This window comes from Confluentibacter sediminis, assembly GCF_003258355.1.
In the GTDB taxonomy this organism is placed as follows: Bacteria; Bacteroidota; Bacteroidia; order Flavobacteriales; family Flavobacteriaceae; genus Confluentibacter; species Confluentibacter sediminis.
Map to the genome: position 1 here is coordinate 136596 of NZ_QKPO01000001.1, position 23532 is coordinate 160127.

24 protein-coding genes are annotated in these 23532 nt (G+C 32.0%); 14 read left to right on the top strand and 10 right to left on the bottom strand.

Translation table 11 applies throughout. From position 1 onward, the window contains the following. Positions 1 to 3 precede the first annotated feature (3 nt). From coaBC to DKT72_RS00710, 10 genes are all read left to right on the top strand, one after another. A complete protein-coding gene (gene coaBC / locus DKT72_RS00665) occupies positions 4 to 1215 on the top strand; it encodes a bifunctional phosphopantothenoylcysteine decarboxylase/phosphopantothenate--cysteine ligase CoaBC (protein ID WP_111306788.1) in 1212 nt (403 codons plus the stop codon). After that, positions 1208 to 2098: a type IX secretion system protein PorD gene (gene porD, locus DKT72_RS00670; RefSeq protein ID WP_111306789.1), complete on the top strand. Its 891-nt coding sequence runs from the start codon at positions 1208 to 1210 to the stop codon at positions 2096 to 2098. The genes coaBC and porD overlap by 8 nt, the downstream gene beginning before the upstream one ends. A 63-nt stretch (positions 2099 to 2161) precedes the next feature. Next, positions 2162 to 3814: a DNA repair protein RecN gene (gene recN / locus DKT72_RS00675; RefSeq protein ID WP_111306790.1), complete on the top strand. Its 1653-nt coding sequence runs from the start codon at positions 2162 to 2164 to the stop codon at positions 3812 to 3814. A gap of 92 nt (positions 3815 to 3906) precedes the next feature. After that, positions 3907 to 4725, top strand: coding sequence for an enoyl-ACP reductase FabI (locus DKT72_RS00680; protein WP_111306791.1), 819 nt, complete (start codon positions 3907 to 3909; stop codon positions 4723 to 4725). Between the two features lie 77 nt (positions 4726 to 4802). Next, positions 4803 to 5810: a glycosyltransferase family 2 protein gene (locus DKT72_RS00685; RefSeq protein WP_111306792.1), complete on the top strand. Its 1008-nt coding sequence runs from the start codon at positions 4803 to 4805 to the stop codon at positions 5808 to 5810. Between the two features lie 62 nt (positions 5811 to 5872). Next, positions 5873 to 6772: a YbbR-like domain-containing protein gene (locus DKT72_RS00690; RefSeq protein WP_235841574.1), complete on the top strand. Its 900-nt coding sequence runs from the start codon at positions 5873 to 5875 to the stop codon at positions 6770 to 6772. Continuing rightward, positions 6769 to 7362, top strand: a complete 594-nt coding sequence (gene coaE / locus DKT72_RS00695; protein ID WP_111306793.1) for a dephospho-CoA kinase — start codon at positions 6769 to 6771, stop codon at positions 7360 to 7362. The genes DKT72_RS00690 and coaE overlap by 4 nt, the downstream gene beginning before the upstream one ends. A gap of 70 nt (positions 7363 to 7432) precedes the next feature. Continuing rightward, on the top strand, positions 7433 to 9004 hold the full coding sequence (locus DKT72_RS00700) for a sensor histidine kinase (protein ID WP_220628055.1): 1572 nt from the start codon (positions 7433 to 7435) through the stop codon (positions 9002 to 9004). Positions 9005 to 9009: 5 nt separating this feature from the next. Further along, positions 9010 to 9711, top strand: a complete 702-nt coding sequence (locus DKT72_RS00705) for a response regulator transcription factor (protein ID WP_111306795.1) — start codon at positions 9010 to 9012, stop codon at positions 9709 to 9711. Positions 9712 to 9834: 123 nt separating this feature from the next. Next, positions 9835 to 10083 (top strand): LysR substrate-binding domain-containing protein, encoded by a 249-nt coding sequence (locus tag DKT72_RS00710; protein WP_262510057.1) that lies wholly within the window; start codon positions 9835 to 9837, stop codon positions 10081 to 10083. Positions 10084 to 10186: 103 nt separating this feature from the next. On the opposite strand, the gene DKT72_RS00715 is transcribed toward DKT72_RS00710, so the two are convergent. From DKT72_RS00715 to DKT72_RS00735, 5 genes are all read right to left on the bottom strand, one after another. After that, positions 10187 to 10843, bottom strand: a complete 657-nt coding sequence (locus DKT72_RS00715; RefSeq protein WP_111306797.1) for an alpha/beta hydrolase — start codon at positions 10841 to 10843, stop codon at positions 10187 to 10189. Beyond that, entirely contained in the window at positions 10843 to 11181 is a 339-nt protein-coding gene (locus DKT72_RS00720) for a hypothetical protein (RefSeq protein ID WP_111306798.1), read from the bottom strand. The genes DKT72_RS00715 and DKT72_RS00720 overlap by 1 nt, the downstream gene beginning before the upstream one ends. Beyond that, positions 11178 to 12434: a dihydroorotase gene (locus DKT72_RS00725; protein ID WP_111306799.1), complete on the bottom strand. Its 1257-nt coding sequence runs from the start codon at positions 12432 to 12434 to the stop codon at positions 11178 to 11180. Before DKT72_RS00725 ends, DKT72_RS00720 begins: the two co-directional genes overlap by 4 nt. Then, complete coding sequence (locus DKT72_RS00730; RefSeq protein ID WP_111306800.1) at positions 12431 to 14359, bottom strand: vWA domain-containing protein; 1929 nt, start codon at positions 14357 to 14359, stop codon at positions 12431 to 12433. The genes DKT72_RS00725 and DKT72_RS00730 overlap by 4 nt, the downstream gene beginning before the upstream one ends. Before the next feature lie 96 nt (positions 14360 to 14455). Then, positions 14456 to 15463, bottom strand: a complete 1008-nt coding sequence (locus DKT72_RS00735) for a glycosyltransferase family 2 protein (RefSeq protein ID WP_111306801.1) — start codon at positions 15461 to 15463, stop codon at positions 14456 to 14458. Between the two features lie 85 nt (positions 15464 to 15548). Here DKT72_RS00735 and DKT72_RS00740 point away from each other — a divergent pair, with 85 nt between their 5' ends. Continuing rightward, positions 15549 to 17441, top strand: coding sequence for a M61 family metallopeptidase (locus DKT72_RS00740; protein WP_111306802.1), 1893 nt, complete (start codon positions 15549 to 15551; stop codon positions 17439 to 17441). 62 nt (positions 17442 to 17503) lie between these two features. On the opposite strand, the gene DKT72_RS00745 is transcribed toward DKT72_RS00740, so the two are convergent. Both DKT72_RS00745 and DKT72_RS00750 read right to left on the bottom strand, forming a co-directional pair. Continuing rightward, positions 17504 to 18268 (bottom strand): TIGR02757 family protein, encoded by a 765-nt coding sequence (locus DKT72_RS00745; protein WP_111306803.1) that lies wholly within the window; start codon positions 18266 to 18268, stop codon positions 17504 to 17506. An 11-nt stretch (positions 18269 to 18279) separates the two neighbouring features. Further along, positions 18280 to 18945 carry an ABC transporter ATP-binding protein gene (locus DKT72_RS00750; RefSeq protein ID WP_111306804.1) on the bottom strand — a complete coding sequence of 222 codons (666 nt, stop codon included), beginning with the start codon at positions 18943 to 18945 and terminating at the stop codon, positions 18280 to 18282. A gap of 196 nt (positions 18946 to 19141) precedes the next feature. On the opposite strand from DKT72_RS00750, the gene msrA reads away from it, so the two are divergent. From msrA to DKT72_RS00765, 3 genes are read left to right on the top strand one after another with little or no spacing between them, the layout of a single operon-like run. After that, positions 19142 to 19687: a peptide-methionine (S)-S-oxide reductase MsrA gene (msrA, locus tag DKT72_RS00755; RefSeq protein WP_111306805.1), complete on the top strand. Its 546-nt coding sequence runs from the start codon at positions 19142 to 19144 to the stop codon at positions 19685 to 19687. A gap of 3 nt (positions 19688 to 19690) precedes the next feature. Continuing rightward, positions 19691 to 20278, top strand: coding sequence for a GTP cyclohydrolase I FolE (folE, locus tag DKT72_RS00760; RefSeq protein WP_111306806.1), 588 nt, complete (start codon positions 19691 to 19693; stop codon positions 20276 to 20278). Positions 20279 to 20329: 51 nt separating this feature from the next. Further along, entirely contained in the window at positions 20330 to 20611 is a 282-nt protein-coding gene (locus tag DKT72_RS00765; RefSeq protein WP_111306807.1) for a hypothetical protein, read from the top strand. Between the two features lie 39 nt (positions 20612 to 20650). On the opposite strand, the gene DKT72_RS00770 is transcribed toward DKT72_RS00765, so the two are convergent. From DKT72_RS00770 to DKT72_RS00780, 3 genes are read right to left on the bottom strand one after another with little or no spacing between them, the layout of a single operon-like run. Further along, complete coding sequence (locus tag DKT72_RS00770; protein WP_111306808.1) at positions 20651 to 22834, bottom strand: TonB-dependent receptor; 2184 nt, start codon at positions 22832 to 22834, stop codon at positions 20651 to 20653. 57 nt (positions 22835 to 22891) lie between these two features. After that, on the bottom strand, positions 22892 to 23230 hold the full coding sequence (locus DKT72_RS00775; RefSeq protein ID WP_111306809.1) for a hypothetical protein: 339 nt from the start codon (positions 23228 to 23230) through the stop codon (positions 22892 to 22894). Continuing rightward, the gene (locus DKT72_RS00780) at positions 23230 to 23532 is read right to left on the bottom strand and encodes a DUF6787 family protein (RefSeq protein WP_111306810.1); all 303 of its coding nucleotides are present in this window, start codon (positions 23530 to 23532) and stop codon (positions 23230 to 23232) included. The genes DKT72_RS00775 and DKT72_RS00780 overlap by 1 nt, the downstream gene beginning before the upstream one ends.

Below are 23532 nucleotides of genomic sequence, written 5' to 3' on the forward strand. Positions count from 1 at the left end.
AAAATGTCAATATTAAGCGGCAAAAACATATTACTAGGCATAAGCGCTGGTATTGCCGCTTATAAAACAGCTTCCCTGGTAAGATTGTTTGTTAAAACTGGTGCTAGCGTAAAAGTCGTTATGACACCTGCTTCTAAAGACTTTATTACTCCACTAACCTTATCGACACTTTCAAAGCATCCTGTATACTCATCTTTTACAAATGAAGAAGATGACAATGCTATATGGAACAGTCATGTCGATTTAGGCCTTTGGGCAGACATTTTTCTTATTGCTCCAGCAACAGCCAATACCATGTCTAAAATGGCAAATGGCATTTGTGACAATTTATTGTTAGCAACCTATTTGTCTGCTAAATGTCCTGTTTATTTTGCGCCTGCCATGGATTTAGATATGTACAAGCATGAAAGTACTTTACACTCTTTTAAAACATTAAAAAGCTATGGAAACATTATGATTCCAGCTACAAGTGGTGAGCTAGCTAGTGGTTTAGTTGGTGAAGGAAGAATGGCGGAACCAGAAAATATTTTACAATTTATTGAAAATGATATCCTTAATAAGTTACCGCTTAAAGGAAAAAGAATTCTTATTACAGCAGGCCCAACATATGAAGCTATTGATCCTGTTCGTTTTATAGGAAACCATTCTAGTGGTAAAATGGGCTTTGAAATTGCTAAAGCATCAGCCCATTTAGGTGCTGAGGTTATTTTAATTACGGGTCCTACTCACGAAAAAGTATCACATGCGTTAATTAATATGGTGCCTGTTGTAAGTGCAGAAGACATGTACAATGCAGTTCACAGGTATTTTGAAAATAGTGATATTGCAATTTTATCGGCAGCTGTAGCCGACTTTAAGCCAAAAGAAGTAGCTTCCCAAAAAATAAAAAAATCTGACAATACGTTGACTTTAGAGCTGGAAAAAACCAAGGATATTTTAGCATCATTAGGAGCTATTAAAACCCATCAATTCTTAGTAGGTTTTGCTTTAGAGACCAACAATGAGATTGAAAATGCAAAAGATAAGCTCAAAAGAAAAAATTTAGACTTAATTGTGTTAAATTCGTTAAATGACTCTGGTGCTGGTTTTAAAACCGAAACCAATAAAGTCACTTTTATAAATGATAAAAACGAAATAACCGAATTTCAATTAAAGTCTAAAGCTGAAGTTGCCACAGACTTATTAAACGAAATAATAAAACAACTAAATGCGTAGTATAATAGTTCTTTTAGTTTCATTTTTTATAACTTTTTCAGGATTTTCTCAGGAGTTAAACTGTAATGTTGTGGTTAATGCCCGCCAAACAGGAAATGAAAATTTGCAAATATTTAAAACCCTTCAGAATCAATTGACTGAGTTTGTAAATAATACAACTTGGACAAGCAAAACGTTCTCCTCACAAGAACGTATTAATTGTAGTATGACTTTGACTATTTCAGATTATAGTGGAGAATCATTTCAAGGAACCATACAAGTGCAATCTTCTCGACCTGTTTATGGGTCATCATATACCTCACCAATCTATAATTTTAATGATAAAGATTTTAATTTTAGGTATTTAGAATTTCAAAACTTAATTTTTAATCCTAATCAATATCAATCTAATTTAGTTTCGGTTATAGCATTTCATGTATATATGATTTTAGCGTTAGATGCCGATTCCTTTGCCAAAGAGGGGGGGCAATCTTACTATAAACAAGCTCAAACCATTGCTAATTATTCTAGACAAGAAAATTATAAAGGCTGGAAATTAGAAGATGGTTTACAAAGCAGGTTTGCTTTAATTGACAACGTTTTATCTACAACCTTCAAGGAATTTAGAGATGTCGTTTATAGTTATCATAGAGAAGGTTTAGATTTGATGAGTGAAAACCCTAAGTTAGCAAAAGAAAAAATTGCTACAGCCTTAAAACAGTTTGAAACGATGAATTCCAGACGACCTAACTCTTTTTTATTACGTACGTTTTTTGATTCAAAAGCTGATGAAATTGAGCAAATTTTTACTGGAGGTCCTAATGTAAATATTGCTAGTGTTAAAGAAACGCTTCAAAAAGTGGCTCCTATGCACAGTAGCAAATGGCAAAATATTAAGTTTTAAGTTGTATTCAATTTAAAACTCGCGTATATTTATTTCAATAATTTTTTAAATCCCAAGGCACTTTTGTTAATATCACTTTCTATAAAAAACTATGCTTTAATCGATAATCTTCAGGTGAACTTTAATGATGGTTTTTCTGTTATTACTGGTGAAACTGGAGCAGGTAAATCCATACTTTTGGGGGCTTTGTCTTTGGTTTTAGGGAAGCGTGCCGATTTAAGTAGTTTAAAAAATGCCGATGAAAAATGTGTGATTGAAGCAGCTTTTAGTATTTCTAACTATCATTTACAATCTCTTTTTAAAGCAGAAGATTTTGATTATGAAGAGCAAACGATTATCCGAAGAGAAATTTTACCTTCTGGTAAATCCAGAGCTTTCGTAAATGATTCTCCAGTTAATTTAAATAGTTTACAGCTTTTAGGTGAAAGGCTGATTGACATACATTCACAACACCAAACACTAGAATTGACAAGTAACGATTTTCAGTTTCAAATTATTGATGCGTTGGCAAATAATGACCAGGAACTTGAAAATTATAAGACTGAATTAAAAGCACATAAAGTACTTCAGAAACAATTAAATGAATTGGTTCATTTTCAAACAGAAGCGATAAAAGAGTACGATTATAATTCATTTTTATTAAAAGAATTGGTTGATGCTAATTTGGTTGTTGGCGAATTGGAATCACTTGAAGAAGAATACGAAACCTTAAATAATGTCGAGTCTATTAAGGAGAAATTGGCGGAATCCCATCAACTTTTGGGCGAAGAGCAAATAGGTGTTATTTCAACATTAACCCTGTTGAAAAATAGCCTTCAAAAATTAGCAAGTATGTCGTCTAAATATGAAGATTTATTTAATAGAGTCAACAGTAGCTTAATTGATTTAGATGATGTTTTTGGAGAAATAGATGTGTTTCAAGAGCATTTAGAAGCAAATCCAAATAGACTGGAAGCCGTTAATATGAAGTTGCAAAAGCTTCATAATTTGATGCAAAAGCATGCTACAGCAGAGGTTTCGGAATTAATAAACATCAAAAATAATTTAGAAGAAAAAGTATCTTATACTGAAAATTTAGATGATACCATTCAAAAAAAACAATTAGAAATATCAAAGAAGGAAAAAGATTTAAACCTTATTTCAAAGAATATTCATGATAAACGGTTAGAAGTTATTCCAACATTAACAAAACAATTACAAGATATTTTAATGAGTTTGGGCATGCCAAATGCGCAATTTAAAATTGACCTAAGTTACGCCGATCATTATTTTACTAATGGAAAAGATGAGTTGTCCTTTTTGTTTTCAGCTAATAAAGGCGGTAGTTTTAACGAATTGAAAAAAGCAGCTTCTGGTGGAGAATTATCAAGAATTATGTTGGCTATAAAGTCGGTTTTATCGAAATATATTCAGTTACCGACTATTATGTTTGACGAGATTGATACAGGAGTTTCCGGGGAAATTTCTAATAAAATGGGCGACATTATGTTGGAAATGAGCAAGACGATGCAAGTATTTTCTATTACACATTTACCGCAAATTGCAGCAAAAGGACATTCGCATTTTAAAGTGTTTAAGGAAGATGTCAATGAGGTTACTCAGACGAATTTGGTTAAATTGAATCATGATGAACGTATCGTAGAAATAGCTCAAATGTTAGGTGGGTTGGAGATGTCATCATCTGCTATTGCTCACGCTAAAGAATTATTAAATTGAAAAAAAATAAAAGTGTTAAGTTAAAAGTTAAAAGTTTAGTATTTTTGGCTTTTTAAATTTAATAGCTAAACGAATCAACAAATTAACGCATTATGTCATACAATTTACTTAAAGGAAAAAAGGGAATTATTTTTGGTGCTTTAGACGAAAACTCTATCGCTTGGAAAACTGCTGAGCGAGTTCATGAAGAAGGCGGTCAATTTGTATTAACCAATGCGCCAGTAGCTATGCGAATGGGGCAAATTAATGAGTTGGCCGAAAAGACTGGTTCTCAAATTATCCCTGCTGATGCTACTTCGGTTGAAGATTTACAAAACTTAATTGATAAATCTATGGAGATTCTTGGTGGTAAAATAGATTTTGTATTGCATTCAATAGGTATGTCTATTAACGTGCGTAAAGGCAAACATTATACTGACCAAAATTATGAATGGACGCAAAAAGGAACCGATGTGTCTGCGATGTCTTTTCATAAAGTAATGCAGACATTATATAAAAGTGATGCTATGAACGAGTGGGGAAGCATTGTTGCATTAACCTATATGGCTGCGCAACGTGTGTTTCCGGATTATAATGATATGGCAGATAATAAAGCGTATCTAGAAAGTATTGCGCGTAGCTTCGGCTATTTTTTTGGGAGAGATAAAAAAGTAAGAGTGAATACCATTTCACAATCGCCAACGCCAACGACTGCAGGAAATGGCGTTAAAGGCTTTGATGGGTTTATTGCTTATGCCGATAAAATGTCACCACTTGGTAATGCAACCGCTTTAGATTGTGCTAATTACACCGTATCCTTATTTAGTGATTTAACTAAACGTGTCACTTTGCAAAATTTATTCCACGATGGAGGTTTTAGTAATATGGGTGTGAGTGATGCTGTGATGTCAACCTTTATGGGAGAAGAATAATATATTTTAATATAGAAGATAAAGTAGCCACCCATAAAACGGTGGCTTTTTTTGTGTGGATTGGTTACATTTGTGCTATGCAGTTACAGTTTTCATTTATAATCCCTGTTTATAATCGTCCAGACGAAATACAAGAGCTTTTGCAAAGTTTCTTAGCGTTAAAAGCAAACGAAGCATTTGAGATTGTAATTGTTGAAGATGGCTCTACAATTCCTTCAAAAGGTATTATCGATGTCTATAAAGACAAACTGCATATATCTTATTTTTTTAAAGAGAATTCCGGTCCTGGAGATTCTAGAAATTTTGGTATGCTACATGCAAAAGGCAATTACTTTATTATTTTAGATAGTGATTGTATTTTACCTAAAAACTATTTAGATGAAGTTGTAAAAAGCTTGAATACTGATTATGTAGATTGTTTTGGTGGACCAGACGCGGCTCATGAATCCTTTTCAAATCTTCAAAAAGCTATTAATTTCTCTATGACTTCCTTTATTACCACAGGTGGTATTCGTGGAAATAAAAATAGTGTAGACGCATTTCAACCTAGGAGTTTTAATATGGGTATTTCAAAAAAAGCATTTGAAAAGTCCAAAGGTTTTGGGGATATCCATCCTGGGGAAGATCCGGATTTATCGATCAGGTTATGGGATTTAGGCTATAACACCAAGCTTATACCTGAGGCTTATGTATACCATAAGCGCAGAATTTCTTGGAATAAATTTTACAAGCAAGTGTATAAATTTGGATTGGTTAGACCTATTTTAAATGTGTGGCATCCTAAAACAAAAAAAGTAACCTATTGGTTTCCTACGTTATTTTGTTTGGGTTTTTTAACTGCTTGTTTGCTTTATTTTTTTAAAATTAAATTTTTTCTAGAGCTATATATTTTGTATTTTATAATAGCATTTATTTGGGCTTTATTTTCCACTAAAAATGTTATGGTTGCGCTATTTTCTATAATAGCTATAATAATACAGTTTTTTGGATATGGCTTTGGGTTTTTAAAATCAACTTGTATTGTTGCTGTTTTAAAAAAAGATCCCAAACAATTTTTTCCAAAATTATTTTTTAAAAGAACATGATAAGAAAATTAAAAAAGGAAATACTTCTCTCTATTAGAAACAAAAAAATAAATATCTTTTTTTTGTTTCTATTATTGGCTTTTATTATTCTAATTTTCACAAAACTATCCAAAGACTATACAAATACAATCACATTTAATATCAACAAAATAAACGTTCCTCAAGAAAATGTGATTCTTAACGATTCCAATGCTAAATTAAAAGTCACGTTAAAAACACATGGTTTTAAATGGTTAAGCTATTACTTTTTTGAACCAAAAATAACTATAGACTTTTCTAAAGATGTAAAGAAAACTAAATCTGTGTTTATTTGGGACAAGGCGAAAGCCTATATGTATAGCGATAAGCAATTTGGTGATAATGTAGAAATATTTAATATATTTCCCGATACTTTGTTATTTAGGTACGATGTTAATTTAGTAAAAAAAATACCAGTTATACTTAATACGGATGTGAAGTTTGCATCCGGGTTTGACTTAACAGACAATTATAAATTGAATCCAGACTCGATAGTTGTCATCGGTCCAAAAATAATAGCATCAAAAATAAAGAACATTAAAACAGAAAAATTGATTTTAAATGATGTGAAATCAAATATATTAAGTAAGATTAAACTTAAATTACCAAAAAACAATCAAGATTTAAAATTTTCAGCTAGCGAGATCGAAGTATCTGCAACTATAGAAAAATACACAGAAGGCACATTGAAGATTCCTGTTACCGTTGTAAACGTGCCCAAAGAGATGACATTGAATTATTTTCCAAAGGAAGTAAACGTGACGTATTATACCAGTTTAAAGGATTTTAAGAATGTTACCGCAAAAGATTTTGCTGTTGAATGCGATTTTAACACCATTGAAAAAGAACAAGCTTATTTGATACCAAAACTCACCAAAACATCTAAGTTGGTTAAAAACGCTAAAGTGAATCAACAACGTATTGAATTTATAATTCTAGAATGATAGTAGTTGGTCTTACAGGAGGTATAGGTAGTGGGAAAACTACGGTAGCTAAAGCGTTCCATATGTTAGGGGTTCCTATTTATATTTCAGATGAGGAAGCTAAAAAGCTCATGCATACATCTAAAATTATAAGGAAACAACTTCTTGGGTTATTTGGGGAAAACGCTTATGTTAATAATGAATTGAATAGACCTTTTATTGCTGATATTATTTTTAAAAATGAAACGTATTTGCAAAAAATGAATGCTATTGTACACCCCAAAGTAGCGACCCATTTTAAAAAATGGGTATCAAAACAACACACAGAGTATGTTATTAAAGAAGCGGCTATTTTGTTTGAAAATAATGGATACAAACAGTGCGATTTTGTTATTACAGTAACGGCACCAAAAGATGTAAAGATAGAACGGTTATTAACAAGGAATCCTACTACAAGAGAAAAGATAGAAACCGTGATGAACAACCAATGGCCAGATGAAGATAAAGTTAAGCTGTCCGATTTTGTTATTGAAAATATAGATTTAGAAGATACAAAAGAGCAAGTGTTAAAAATCCACCATGAAATCTTAAAACATTATGGAAAACTTTGAATTTTAACATTTTTGTTAATGTAAGGTTAAAAGGCGAGAGTTCTAAATGTTAAAATGTTAATTTTGAGCAATGAGTAAAAAGATATTTGTTCTGTTAATTATTTTTATGAGTTTATCTCTAACGGGCATTATTTTATTGCAAGCTGATTATATTAAAGATGCAGAATTAAACCAAAGAGAACGTTTTGAGTCTAATGTGAAAAAGACATTAGCAAATGTGTCTAATGCCATCGAAACTAATGAATCAGATAGCTATTTTGAGAAGTTTCAAAGTTTAGATAGTGAAAAAAGGATTGATACAGCGATTGTTTCCCAGTTATTTACGTCTCAATTAAATAAAAGTACAAATGAAACAATAAATTATACACAAATTATATTAGAAGAAAACTATAAGTATTCTTCGCCGCTCTTTGACATCGGTTTAGATAGTTTTGCTATTAAAAACATTATTGGAAGTTCTAAGATAGAGGTTTATAAAAATTCAGATCGATCTGATAAAGATATAAGCAAAACCCCCATTTTGAATATCGTTAATAGCAGTCGGTTAAGTGAAGCTGAAAGAAACTATTTTGATAAAAATTTAAAAGCTTACTTAAAGACAATACCCATATACAAGCGTGTTTCGCAACAACAAATAGATAGCTTGCTATCTAAAAAGTTAAAGGAAAATAATGTCGATATTCATTATGAATTCGCTATTTACAGTAACGGTTTAGCGACAAAAGTGCATAGTGATAATTTTGAAAATAACAAGTTGGATACGTATAGTATACCTGTTTTTTATGATGAAAATAATCAAAGTAATTATATGCTTTTAGTGAATTTTCCAGATGATAGAAAATTCATTTTTTCATCCATTTCCAGTATGATTATATTGTCTGTTATTTTTACATTTATAATTCTATTGACATATTCTAGCGCTCTGTACCAATTGCTAAAACAGCGTAAAATATCTGAAATAAAAACAGATTTCATCAATAACATGACGCATGAATTTAAAACCCCTATTGCTACTATAAATTTAGCGTTAGATGCCATAAAGAATCCTAAAATAATTGATGATAAAGATAAGGTGCTTCGTTATCTTAATATGATAAAGGAAGAAAACAAGCGCATGCATGCTCAGGTTGAAAATGTATTGAGAATATCTAAACTAGAAAAGAACGAACTTAACATAAGTAAGGATAAAGTAGATTTACACGACTTAGTAGAGGATGCTTTAACCCATGTAGAGCTTATTGTTGAAGACAGACAGGGTTATATTAAAACACATTTAGAGGCTTTAAAATCGACCGTGTTGGCAAATGAAACACACTTTACAAATGTGATCGTTAATATATTGGATAATGCTATTAAGTATTCTCCAGATGCCCCCAAAATAGATGTTTATACAGAAAATGTAGGAACAAATATTTTATTAAAAATTAAAGATCAAGGTAGTGGTATGAGTAAAGCAGCTACCAAGCGTGTGTTCGAAAAATTTTATAGGGAACATACAGGAAATATACATAATGTAAAAGGCCATGGGTTAGGTTTAGCCTATGTAAAGCGGATTGTAGACGACCATCAAGGTTATGTAAGTGTAGAAAGTGAAAAAGACAAAGGAAGTGTTTTTACCATAAAGCTTCCCTTAATATCATAGAAACTATGGAAGAACAAAAAAAGAAAATTTTATTAGTTGAAGACGATCCAAATTTCGGAACCGTTCTTAAAGATTATTTAATGATGAATGATTATGATGTTGTTCATGCAAAAAATGGTATGGAAGGTTTTGAAAAGTTTAAGAAAGACGATTTCGATTTGTGCATTTTAGATGTTATGATGCCTTATAAAGATGGGTTTACTTTAGCCAAAGAAATAAAAGAGAAAAATGCCGATGTGCCTATTGTATTCTTAACGGCAAAGGCCATGAAAGAAGACGTTTTAAAAGGCTATAAAGTTGGTGCAGACGATTATTTGAATAAACCCTTTGATAGTGAAGTGCTTTTAATGAAAATTAAAGCCATTATTCAACGCAAAGCCACAGAAACCGTTTCTGATAGTAAACAGTTTGAATTTAAAATTGGAGGTTTTGATTTGAATTCCAAACTACGTTTTTTACGTTATAAAGGAGGGGAGGCTATTAAATTATCTCCAAAAGAAAACGAATTGTTACGTTTGTTAGCCTTACATGAAAACGATTTAATGCCGCGTGAATTGGCACTTACCAAAATTTGGAGGGACGATAATTATTTTACTTCTCGTAGTATGGACGTTTATATTGCCAAATTACGAAAGTATTTAAAACTAGATGAAAACGTAGAAATACTAAACATACACGGAGAAGGCTTTAGATTGGTTGTTAACTAATTTAAAGATTTACCTAGAATTAAAGCCAGCTTAATAGCTGGCTTTTTTATGCTGTTATTTAATGAAAATTTTAAAGGTTTGTAGGCAATTATTATAACCTTCCCATAACTCTCTTTTATTGAAATTTGTTCACATTATGGATTTATGCCCAATGTTGTTCACCAATCAAATAATATCAATTCTATAATTCAATTGGTCAGAAATGGTTTAGGTATTTCTATTGTGCCAAGTAGTTTGAAAAAGATTCATATATATCTAGAATTATCATTTTTAGATTTAGATAATAATTTTTCAACCGATGTTTTGCTGGCAACACATTATAGCGATGAATCAGAAAGTACATATTCTGCGATTTCGTTTTTATTGGTTTAATCTGGAGCTTACGCATAACTTTAATTATATAAAAACATTTTAATTGGTTTATACCAGAATTAAAACAAAAATGTAGAAGATTTTAATATAGTATTGAGGTTTATCACATTCTATGAATCAACCATTCTTTAAATTGATAAAAATTTTGTGGTGCTACACCATGCCCCACAGGAAATTCAGAATAAGTATATTTAATATTTAGGGCTTTTAAAAACGGAGCAGTTTGTCTAGCCCAATCCACAGGAATTACTTGGTCTACACTACCATGGGAACAATAAAAATCGAGATTAGAATAGTCTTTGGTTTCAAGATTTTTAGGAAAAATATCTTTATTTATATAACCACTTAAGGCCATAATATTTTTTACTTTTTGAGGATAAGTTAAAGCTACCGCATAACTTAAAATAGCTCCTTGACTAAATCCTAACAGATTTACCTTATTTTTATCTACAGGGTAATGATTAACCGTTTCATCAATAAATTTAGCTATTAAATCTCTGGATGCTTTGGCTTGTTCATTATCACTCCATTTCCCTTTTTCAGCATCAAAATTGATGGCATACCAAGCGTTTCCGTAAGGTTGCATTTCATAAGGAGCTCTAACAGAAACTATAAAAAGTTCTTTGGGTAATTCACTAGCAAACGAAAACAAATCATTTTCATCACTGCCGTAGCCATGCAGTAATATTAATAGTGGAGCGTTTTCAGGTAATATTGATTTTCTAACAATGTGATATAACGATGGCGAGGAATGACTCATTAATTAGCGAAATTTTTAAATAATTTTTGATAAAATGTACCCAATAATGGAACGGCTTGTGTTTTTCTATTCAATGCGGTTATAAATCCGTAAATAAAAAGAACAGCAAAAAATACATAAAAACTGGAGGTTACCAGCCAACTATCAAAATTTCCTATCATATAACCAAGGGCGTAAAACGTAAGCCATAGGCCTAAAGATTGCCTGATGTGAAAACCGGCAAAAGCACTTTTATTTTCTTCTTCATTATTCAAATAGTATGCAATGATAACGCCTATAATAGTTAAATAACTAATAATGGCATTTTTACGTCCCTTTTCAATTTCCTGTTCTGTCATGACTTTATTACTACTTGATTATTCGAAATGATTCCGTAAACGGTTCCTTTTAAAGATTCATTTTCAAAAATGCTGTTTTTTGATTTTGATAAAATATTTTTTGTAGAAAATGTATATTTTGTATCAGGATTAAATAGTGTAATATTTGTTGTATTACCAATATTTATTGGGGTTTGCTCTAAACCAAATCTAGATTTCCCTTTAGTTAAAATATCGATGGTTTTCTTTAAAGTGAAAATGGTTTGTAAGGCACCAAAAGCACTTTCTAGGCCTACAGTTCCGTAAGCGGCATAATCGAATTCAATCTTTTTATGTTCAATGTCCATTGGGTTATGGTCACTGGTTACCATATCGATCGTGCCATCTTTTAAGCCTTCAATTAAGGCATCAATATCTTTCTGCGTTCTTAATGGTGGCAATACTTTAAAATGCGTGTTAAAGTCGGTTAAAACGTTATCTGTAAAATATAGATTATGAATGGCAACACTACAAGTAACATCCAGTTTTTTCTTTTTCGCTTCGCGAATCAATGCTACCGATGTTGCAGACGATATGGTTGGGATATGCAATTTTCCGCCTGTATATTCCAGTAAAAATAAATCGCGCGCTACTTGTAATTCTTCGGCTAGGGTTGGATTTCCTTTTAAACCTAACGAGGTGCTAGTTATATTTTCATTCATAACGCCTGCGCCAGAAATTTTGCTTTCCTGTGGAAAAGAAAAAACCAAACCACCAAAATTCATGGCATATTGTAAGGCAATCTTCAACAGATTAGGATTGCTAACCGGTTTTTGGTAATCGTAAAAAGCCACCGCACCAGCGCTAGTCATGTCATACAATTCTGCTAAATCTTCACTCTTTCCATCTTTGGTTAAAGCGCCAATAGGCAATAATGTAACTGGACTGTTCTTGGCTTTGGCTTTTACAAATTCAATGTCAGAACTCGTATCTAAAACAGGATGCGTGTTAGCATTCATTGCAACTGCTGTAAATCCTGATGCGGCTGCCGTTTTAAGTCCATTCGCAATGGTGTCGCGTTCTTCAAAACCAGGTTCACCAAAACACACACTACTGTCAAACCAACCTTGCGATATATGAAGGTTTTCTAATGAGATTTCTTGATAGTTTTTTGGGTTTTTTAAGTTATTTCCAATGTTGGTGATAACACCGTTTTCAATTAATAGGTCTTGAGTAGAATTATGAAACTCACTTTTAGGATCAATAATTGTTGCAGACTTTATAAGTGTGTTCATTTAAAGTATTTTAAGATGAGCATTTCAATAATCAATAACACTAGTGCAAAAATAGCAAACCATTTCCATAAGGCATTAACATTTGTGTCACTTTTTATAACATCAAAACTATCGGTTATAGAATTGCTATGTGTTATGTTTTTTAAATTTGAAATGTCTTGATAAATCAATTCGCTGTCGGCTCTGTTATAATTATAGCTTACATTTTGCAAACTTTCATTTTTGCTTCTTAGAGTGTAAATACCAGACATAGAAGGCACTTCAATTGTGTTTATAGAAACTTTATTATTAAAATACTGTTGTTTAGGAATGATGTTTACATCAGCATGCACCATTGATAAAATATCGTCTTGATTTAAGTGAACATTCACATCAAAACTATTGTCATTTCCAATAGTATAATAAATAACAGGGACTTTAAAACTGCTTTTCGCCATGTTGTATAATGTGGGTACTATTAAAGGCGAATTTTTAAAATTAGAATGGTCGTCATTTAAAGCAGAAGTAAATATAAAAGCATTTTTATTCTGAAGTAAAAAGGGTTTGCCATCTTCATATTGTAAAATAAAAGAACCGCCTGTATTTGATATATTATAAAAACTATTTGTTTGTGGATATTGAAAGTTTTTAACTTCTTTTTCAAACACACCATTGTTGTATAAAGGATGTGAATAATTAATGTTGGTGATGTGTTTTTTAGTTTGAGTTATATCCTTGAAAGTGGTATTGAAACTTTGTAATAAATCGCTATATGAAGCCGTAGCCATATCTTTAGATGGCGGAATAACAACTACATAACCACCTTGGTTAGTAAAGGTTTTTAATACAGAAACCAATGTGTTTGGAATCGTTTTAAGTTCGTTTAAAATAATCAGATTTTGTTTTTCTAAATCATTGAAATTTAATTGATCTTCGGTTGTAGAGGTGTAATTAAATTCGTCTTCTGTATAAATGCGTTTTAAAAAGGAATCATTTTCGGCATTAATGCTTAAAACATTTATTTTTTCAACTTTATTAATATTAAAAAATAGGTTGTTATCGTATTGTAAATTAGCATCCTCAATACTTATTTTACCATTAATAATACGGTTTGTTGGTATTGAAAATATAGTTTTGGTTTCATTATTAAGAGAGACAGACGTTTTTGCAATTAGTAAATCATCGTTGTACAATGAAACTGGTAAATTTTCTATGGATGTTCCTGAGTGTTTTAACAGGACAGTAAGTTCATAATTAGAAGCAGTCGTGTTAGAAATATAGACGCTATCTATAGACACATTATTAATGTTTACAGGTTTAAGTTGAACAGCGAGTATGTTGGTAAGCGAGTCTTTTTCTGGATTGAAATTGGAGTTTTGTTGTTGGAAATCTGAAATAAAAACAATGTTTTTTAAACGATTTTTGTCTTTACTGAAAAGGGTTTGGCTTTTTAATAGAATGGCTTCATAAGACATAGACTTGGCCGAATAATCAAGCTGAAGCAAGTCGTTCTTAATAGCTTTTATTGTGGTATTTTTATACGTATTATCGTTTGTAATTAAAGAAATCCTATTGTTTTCAGGAACATTGGTTATAATATCCTGAACGGCACGTTTTAAAAGCTCGCCTTGATCCCCTTTAGCTTGCATGCTAAAGGAATTATCTAAATAAATTACGGTTTCACTTACGGTTTTAAATGCATTGGTTTTTGCTATAAATGGTTGGGCGAAGGCTAGAATGATACAAGCCAGTAACAACAATCTGGTTAATAAGGTTAACCACTTTTTCAATTGAGAACTTTTACGTGTTTGTAACGTCACTTCTTTTAAAAAAGCGACGTTTGTAAATGCTTCTTTTTGAAATTTACGTAATTGGAATAAGTGAACAATAATAGGAATTAGCAGTAAAAGTAGAGCGTAAAGAAGTTCTGGGTGTTTAAACTGCATTTCGTTTTAGATTTGTCAAAACTACATATTTTTTTTTATTATTGAATACAATGGAAAATAATTTCCTTGGTTATTTGATCACACAATATATGTGCATTAACAAAAGAAAACATAATTTTCAGTTGGCTTTAAGTGTAATGTATTCAAATATGTTCTAATCTTCATTTGAGATGTTCTATTGGCTACGGTGATGATAGTTTGCGGATTTTCAATAGTTTTTAAAACCTCAAAACCCTTTAATTCCTTTCCGTAAATATCTTTGCCGATTTTTTTGGGATTATTACAAATCCATTCGAAATCGATTCCTTTTTCTATTAATATTTTTGCTGTTAATTTTCCTTTGGTGCCAGCACCCCAAATAGTAAGTGTTTTATTCTTGTTATAATCAATATCTAAAAAATAATGGATTTTTATTGGTGTAAAATGGTTTTGTGCGTAATGAATGTGGGTTCTGGAAGTCCGTGTACTATAATCGCGCCAATAATGCAAAACATTATGGCAAGGAATACATTTAAAATGGTGTTTATAAAACCGAAATGTTAAATCATAATCTTCTGGATATATATTTGAATTAAAGGCACCACAAGCCACTAAATCATCTCTATGAATCATCCAGCAAGGTGAAGGAATGACACATTCTTTATAGATTTCAGAATAATTATCACCAGTTTGAGTTAGTTTATTTAACCAATCTTCATAAGTTTTATAACCCTCTTGAATGCCTTCATCTGAAAAATATTTCACCAAACCCACGGCAACATGTCCTGTTCCGTAGGTAATTAAATTATTAGCCAATATGGCGAGTTTATTGGGGTGCATGATATCATCACTATCCATTCTTGTAATAAAATCGCCTGTACTATTTTCAAATGCTAATCTTAACGCATCAATAATGCCGTTTCCAGTGTTTTTAAAAAGTTTTATCCGGTCGTCTTTTAAGGAAAATAATTCAACTAGTGAAAAACTAGAGTCTGTTGAGCCATCATCAACTATTAGAAGCTCCCAATTTTTGTAGGTTTGAATTAAAATAGACTCTAAACAGTCTGTAAGATAAATTTCTGTATTTTTGAACGGAATAAGAATACTTATTAAAGGCTGTTGCATGGTGCTAATTTAACATAACCTTGTGAAAGGGACGTGCAACATAATCTTAATTTTAGCGTCAATTTAAAGATTTTAAAAAAATTACATGAAAACAAGACTTTTATCCGCATTATTTGCGGTCATGTTATTGGCTAGTTGTGGTTCAACTAAAACAATGACTAATGATTTGGCAACCTCGTTGCCCATAACAACTTCAATAGATTTAACGAAAGTTGAAAATGATAAAGTTCCAGTAACTATTAACCCTGGAAGATTCGATATTGACAACATAACGTATAGATTGCCAAAAGTTGTTCAAGGAACCTATGCTATCAGTAATTTCGGTAAATATATTGATGATTTTAAAGCTTACGATTATAAAGGACATGAATTATCTGCTGTAAAAACCGATGACAATACTTGGACTATTGCCAATGCAAAACAATTAGATAAAATCACCTATTTAGTAAATGATACCTTTGATATGGAAGAAGAAGGAGGTATTGGTAAAGAACAACCTTTTTCACCTTCTGGAACCAATATTGAGCCAGATGATTATGTGTTGAATTTACATGGGTTTATAGGCTATTTTGATTCTCTAAAAAACAATCAGTACAAGCTGGATGTTACGGCACCTTCAGATTTTGTACGTTCTTCAGCACTGCAAGAAACTGGAAGTACAAAAAGTTCTGATGGGAAAACCATTACAACCAATTATTTTGCTCCAAGATATTTTGACATTACAGATAACCCGATGATGTATGGTAAACTTAGCGTTGAAGAATTTAAAGTAGGAGACATTAAAATTGTATTAAGTGTGTATTCTCCAAATAAATTGCATTCAGCTCAATCATTAAAACCAGCTATGTTTAAAATGATGGAGGCTCAAAAAGCCTTTTTAGGTGCCATTAACTCTACACCTAGATATGATATCTTTCTTTATTTATCGGATGGAAGTGAAAAAGCTCCCAAAGGATTTGGTGCTTTAGAACACCATAAATCTACTATGGTTGTTATGCCAGAAAATGATACTGAAGAAGATTTAGCTGAAGGAATGATAGATGTGGTGTCACATGAATTTTTTCATATTGTAACGCCTTTAAGTGTGCATTCAGAAGATGTTCATTATTTCGATTATAACAATCCTACATTTTCAAAACATTTGTGGATGTATGAAGGTGTAACCGAATATTTTGCCACTTTATTTCAAGTGAATCAAGGTTTAGTGTCTGAAGATGAGTTCTTCGCTAAAATTATGGATAAAATAGAACGCTCCTTACAGCTTGATGATACCATGAGTTTTACGGTAATGAGTGAAAATGTTATTGATAAACCGTATTCCGATCAATACTTAAATGTTTACCAAAAAGGTGCTTTAATTGGTATGTGTATCGATATTTTAATGCGTGAAGAGAGCAACGGACGACGAGGTGTTTTATCTTTAATGAAAGAATTGTCAAATAAATATGGTGTGAACAAACCATTTGAAGACGATAAACTTATAGATGAAATAACAGCTATGACCTATCCTTCCATTGGTGAATTCTTAAAAACACATGTTGAAGGAACAACACCCATAGACTATACGGAATTTTTTAATAAAGTAGGTTTGGAATTTGGAGAGGACAAAATTGAAACTAATTTTATTTTAAACGGAGTTACATTAATTATAGCAGGAAACCCTCAATTTGGCACTATATTTTTTACTGAGGCTGTTAAAGACAATAGTTTCTGGAACGATTTAGGAGTTCAATCTGGTGATATTATTAAAAATATTAACGGAACAGATTTAACCATGCAAAATGCTAACAACATCTTGCAACAAGTGTTTCAATGGAAGCCTGGGCAAGATATAGAAGTAAAACTTAATAGAAAAGGAGAGGACATTGTTATAAAAACAACTACTGTTCAATCTTATACCAAAGGTAAAGTGTTAAAAGCCAAAGCAGATGCTACAAAGCAACAAATAGATCTACGTGAAGCTTGGTTAAAAGGATAATACCACATAATTTATATAAATTAAAAAGACTGATAATTTTTATCAGTCTTTTTTTTGTCCAATTAAAATCCTTCAAAAACGCCAAGGCCAAATAAAGCAAAATCATATTTAACAGGGTCTTTAATGTCTAATTGTCTTAATGAATTATCGAGTTCTAGCAAAGCTTTGGCATCGTTTTGTTTTCTGTTCAACAAGCCTAATTTACGTGCCACATTCCCTGAATGAACATCTAAAGGACAAGATAGTTGGCTAGGGGATAGCTGTTTCCAAATACCAAAATCAACGCCTGTTTTATCATCCCTTACCATCCAACGTAAAAACATATTTATACGTTTGGCTGCCGAATTTTTTAAAGGATCACTAATGTGTTTTTGAGTTCGGGATAAATGATCTATTTCAAAAAAAATACTTTTAAATTTTGAAATGGAGTTTTGTAGTGAGTTGTGTTCTGCATATTTCACAAAGACAGATTCCAATCCGTTATGTTTTAGATAGATATGCTTAAGGGATTTAGTAAACTGTATAAAATCGCTTCCGTTAAACGTTCTGTGAACAAAAGGTAATAGTTTTTCCAAATCGCTTTCAGAATGATTCATCACAAAATCAAAAGGCGCATCTTCCATTAAAGTTACCAGTTGTTTAGCATTATTAATGATGCTTTTTCTATTGCCCCAGGCTATCGTTGCTGTTAAAAATCCAGCGATTTCAATATCCTCTTTTTTGCTAAATACATGTGGTATTTGAATAGGATCCGTTTCTATAAACTTGGGATTATTATATTGTTCAACTTTGGTGTCGAGAAAGTCTTTTAGTTCTGTTTTATTCAAAACGTAAAATGCTAGTTATTAACTATTTTACCATCCACCATGGTTAATTTCCTGTCAGCTAAATCTGCAAGCTCATCGTTGTGCGTTACAATTACAAATGTTTGACCAAATTCATCTCGCAATTTAAAAAACAGGTTATGTAGATTTTCGGCAGATTCGCTATCCAAATTTCCAGAAGGTTCATCGGCAAAAATAAGTTCTGGACTATTAATTAATGCTCTGGCTACAGCTACACGTTGTTGTTCACCACCAGATAATTCGTTTGGTTTGTGGTTGTAGCGATGGGATAATCCTAAAAAATCCAACAGTTCTTTGGCTCTAGTTTCTGCCTCGGCTTTTTTTGTGCCTTTTATAAATGCAGGCAAACATACATTTTCTAAAGCTGTAAATTCTGGTAATAATTGATGAAACTGAAAAATAAAACCAATATGTTCATTTCTAAACTTTGCTAACAATTTATCACTTAATCCAGTTATGTTAATGTCATTTATGGCAAGATTATAATCGTCTTTTGACGAAGCTCTGTCTAAAGTACCCAATATTTGTAGCAAGGTTGTTTTCCCTGCACCTGAAGCACCAACTATTGAAACAATCTCACCTTTTTTTACATGAATGTCAACACCTTTTAAAACGTGTAAATCATTGTAGTATTTATGAATATTTTTTGCTTGAATCATGTGTAATAAATAACAGCCGTGAATTTACCACTTTAAGATGTTATGTACAATTAAGTTTTGTTTTTATTCCTGAGTCTCTATAAAGCATAATTTATTTTGAAAGTATAACAATGTAAGGTTAAGTTATATGTTCCTACTAAAATTTACCTAACTTTAAAGCGATACCACATGACCTTTAAAAACAATACGTATTTATATGAATGATAATTTACAAGTTGCCACATTTGCTGGCGGGTGCTTTTGGTGCACAGAAGCTGTTTTTTTGAGACTTGAAGGTGTTGAAAAAGTCGTTTCAGGATATACTGGCGGACACATAAAAAATCCTGCTTATCGAGAAATTTGTACAGGTCGCACCGGACATGCCGAAGCGATTCAGATTTTTTATGATGAAAACCGTATCAGTTATAAAGAACTTTTAGAAATTTTCTTTGCAACACACGATCCCACCACATTAAATAGACAAGGAAATGATATAGGAACCCAATACCGTTCTTCTATATTTTACCATAATGATATTCAAAAACAGTCAGCTGAAGATTTTATTAAATATCTTGAAAACGAACAAATTTTTGACAGCCCCATTGTTACCGAAATCGAGCTGTTAGGGCCATTTTATAATGCTGAAGACTATCATCAAAACTATTACAATCAAAATAGTGAACAAGGCTATTGCCAGTTTGTTATAAATCCGAAGTTGAAAAAGTTAAGAGCAAATTATTCTAACAAATTAAAAACCATTTAAGTTATGCCATATAGAAAATTTGAAGAGTATAACATTCAGGTGACAGATGATGTTAGAGATAGATACAAAAGTATTATTAAAGATTTGGGTGAAAACACCGAAAGAGATGGTTTGTTAAAAACACCTGAACGTGCTGCTAAAGCTATGCAATTTTTAACCCAAGGATATCAGCAAGATCCTGTGAAAGTGCTTGAAAGCGCTATGTTTAAAGAATCTTATAATGAAATGGTCATTGTAAAGGATATTGAGTTATATTCACTTTGCGAACATCATATGTTGCCTTTTTTTGGAAAAGCCCATATTGCGTATATTCCTAATGGACATATTGTAGGTCTTAGTAAATTACCACGTGTCGTTGATATTTTTGCCAGACGATTGCAGGTTCAAGAACGTTTAACAGAACAAATTTTAGATTGTATCAATGATACTTTAAAGCCCCAAGGAGTCGCTGTTGTTATTGAAGCATCCCATATGTGTATGATGATGCGTGGTGTACAAAAACAAAACTCAATAACCACAACATCTGGGTTTAGAGGACAGTTTGAGAAAATTGAAACCCGAAATGAATTTCTAAAGCTCATTGGAAAATAGATTTTGGTATATTTATTGTTATTTGAATCATGATAAATTTTAAATTGGAGAATGAATAAGCACACAAAATTAGTATTAGGAATCGTATTTGATGCGATTGGTTATGTGTCTTTTTTAATTCCAGGAATTGGGGAATTCTCAGATATTGTTTGGGCACCACTTTCTGGATGGTTAATGACAAGATTATATAAAGGAAAAGCAGGTAAAATTGCTGGAGTTATAACGTTTATTGAAGAAGCGCTACCAGGTTTTGATGTCATACCATCGTTCACGCTTATGTGGATTTATACCTATGTGTTCAGTAAACAGGAAACTGCCATGGAGATTAAATAAAAAAAGTCCCTTTCAAACTTGAAAGGGACTTTCTGTTTTTTATAAACTATAGGTAAATCCAATGTTTATATTTCTTCCCATATTAAAAATACCATCTGGTTTCAATCTAGACAAATGATTTATATAGGTTTCATCTGTTAAATTAGTTCCAGATAATGTTACGGTTGCTTCATTTTTAAATAAAGTAAACGTACCACCTAATCCCGCACTCAATAGATTATAGCCATTGGTAGTCGTTTCAAAGGTGCCTACATTGTTTTGTGCGAATGTTGATTTTAGTTTTACAAAAGCATAGCCTTTTTTCAACCATGTTTTTTCAAATTCTATCCGAATCATGTTCGATACTGAATTAGCAGGAATTAATGGTAAATAGGTATCATTTTTTTGTTTTCCTGTTACAGTTTCAAAACTGGATTCTATATGTAACCAATCTATAGGATGTGGGTGTATATGCAAACCAATTTCACCTCCATATAAATTAGCATCGTTTTGTAAATAAGTAAAAGCAGGGTTTCCATCAATAATGGTGCCGTTAGGAGACAGAAAAATATAATTATTGATTTTGTTATAAAACCCATTTACATAAAACTCGACATGTTTATTTTTATATTCCAGAGCTAAATCCGATTGAAAGTTTTGTTCATTTGTTAAATCGATATTTCCAATTTCATATCTATTGGTGCCTTCATGAACACCATCAGATGTTAATTCAGCTAAATTAGGCGCTCTAAAACCTGTTGCTAAATTCACTCTTGCCGTAAGATTCTCTGCGATATCGGTTTTAACACCAAAAGCCCCATTAAAACTATTAAAGTCTTTTTTTACGCCAGACGCAACATTAATATTACGATTATCATAACGCGCGCCAAGTTGTATATCCGCTTTATCAAAATGAATGTGGGAAACGGCCAAAACCCCTACATCGTTTGTTGTGGCATCAGGAATCAATTCTTCGGGACCATAATTGGTATTCACTTGGTTCATACCTTGAACACCTACAATGGTCTCAAATTTTCCAAGCGTTGGTAGATTGTATTTTACATCGTAGTTAAAGGTTTTTAGCTTTAAATGTAATTCTGCTTCTGGGTCGTTGCCAACTTCTGGTTCTTCTGCAAACTCTTTTCTATCGTTATAAAGAAACCCTAAATTAATATCTAAACTGGAATTGTTTAAAAACACATGCGATTTAGAACTAAACACATGGTTGGTAATTTCTTGAAAAGGAATTAAAGGTGCTTTATTGGTGGATTGTTCGCCTAGTTCCTCAGGAATTCCCAGTTTAGAATTATTCAAATTATACCTTAATTCTGTTTTAAACCTATTGGCTTGATACCCCATACCAGCTTTAAAATCCTGTTCTCTAAAACGTGTATTGGTTACCCTATAATCTTTAGTTTTATAATCAGAGTGTTCTGCTAAACTTCCTCTAAATAGAAATTTAAAATGCTCGTCAGATGATTTATAACCAGCAGTGGTGTTATAGCCTTGCGTGTTGCTAAAATAATTTCCACTAAAATCTCCTGCAGATGTATTATTAGCAGCAAATTTTTCAGGATTAAAATATAACACGCCACCCAGAGCATCACTACCATACAGTAAAGAAGCAGGGCCTTTGATGACTTCAACGCTTTCTATACCAGCATCATTAAGGCCTAAACCGTGTTCATCACCAAATTGTTGATTTTCTAAGCGAACGCCTTGAGTATAAACCAAAACCCTATTGGAACTTAATCCCCTAATTACAGGTTTCCCAATGCTTACACCAGTAGTAACGCTTTCTACTCCTGCAATATTTGTAATACCGTCGGCTAAACTTACGGCTCCATTGGCTTTTAAATTAGCAACCGTTTCCTGTTCCACTTTCATAACATTTTCGCTTTGTAGTTTGTGAAAAGGCGTTGAGATAATAACGTCTTCCATTTCAATAGCAGATGCAGATAATGAAATGTTCAAAAAGTCAGTATATGGACTTTTTATGGTTTGGGATAAGGTTTGGTAACCAATATATGAAATGACTATTTTATAAGTTCCGTTAGGAATATTAGTGATTTTAAAGTTCCCCTTTTCATCGCTAGTGGCACCTTTTTCTAATTGTGGAATGTAAACATTTGCAAAAGCTATAGGCGCATTGGTGTTTTTATCTGTTATAGTACCTTTTAAATCCGCTTGCGAATACATAGATGATACTGCTAGTAATAGCAGCATGTTAAAGAATATTTTCATGTGATTGTTTTAAATTAATTTAAGAATGTTACTTTCTGAAATGATTCAGAAGATCTGTTATACTAAATTAATTTGAGGAGGTCCCCGAAGGGCAATTTGTAAGCGTTGATACTTACTTATAAAATGATATTGCGATACAATACTTAAAGTGGGTTCTTTAGGTATGAATAATTGAAATTCAAAATATGAAAAGGTATATTCGCTATTTAAATGAAACTTATAAAAGTCGCAATCAACATTTAATGTGTGCAAATGGGTATACTTTTCGCCTAAACAAATATCATGTTTGTGATGGGCGAAAATATGATTGAACTTTACAAACGTAGGGGTAAGCAGAGTTATAGCCAGACTAAGGGCTAACATTTTAAATACCATATGCTTTTTGAATGCCTGCATCAATCAACAAAACGTTTTAGTCCTATTCTACGGAGCATTTTCTTTTCAAAATTCCAGAAAAATTTGTGTTGCCCAAATAGCCAACCATAAAAAACAAGTAAAAATTGGTAAACAACAAAGAGTAATAAAATGCGAATCACCCAATATATAATGACGTGAAAGGTTTCTGGAGTTATTTGCAGATGTCTAAGAATGGGTTTTCCAACCAAAGATGCTGTGGTACCAGTAATCGCAAAAACAATAAAGATGATTACGATTTGAAAATTAGATTGTATGTTCCAACGTTCTTTTAACTTATTCAC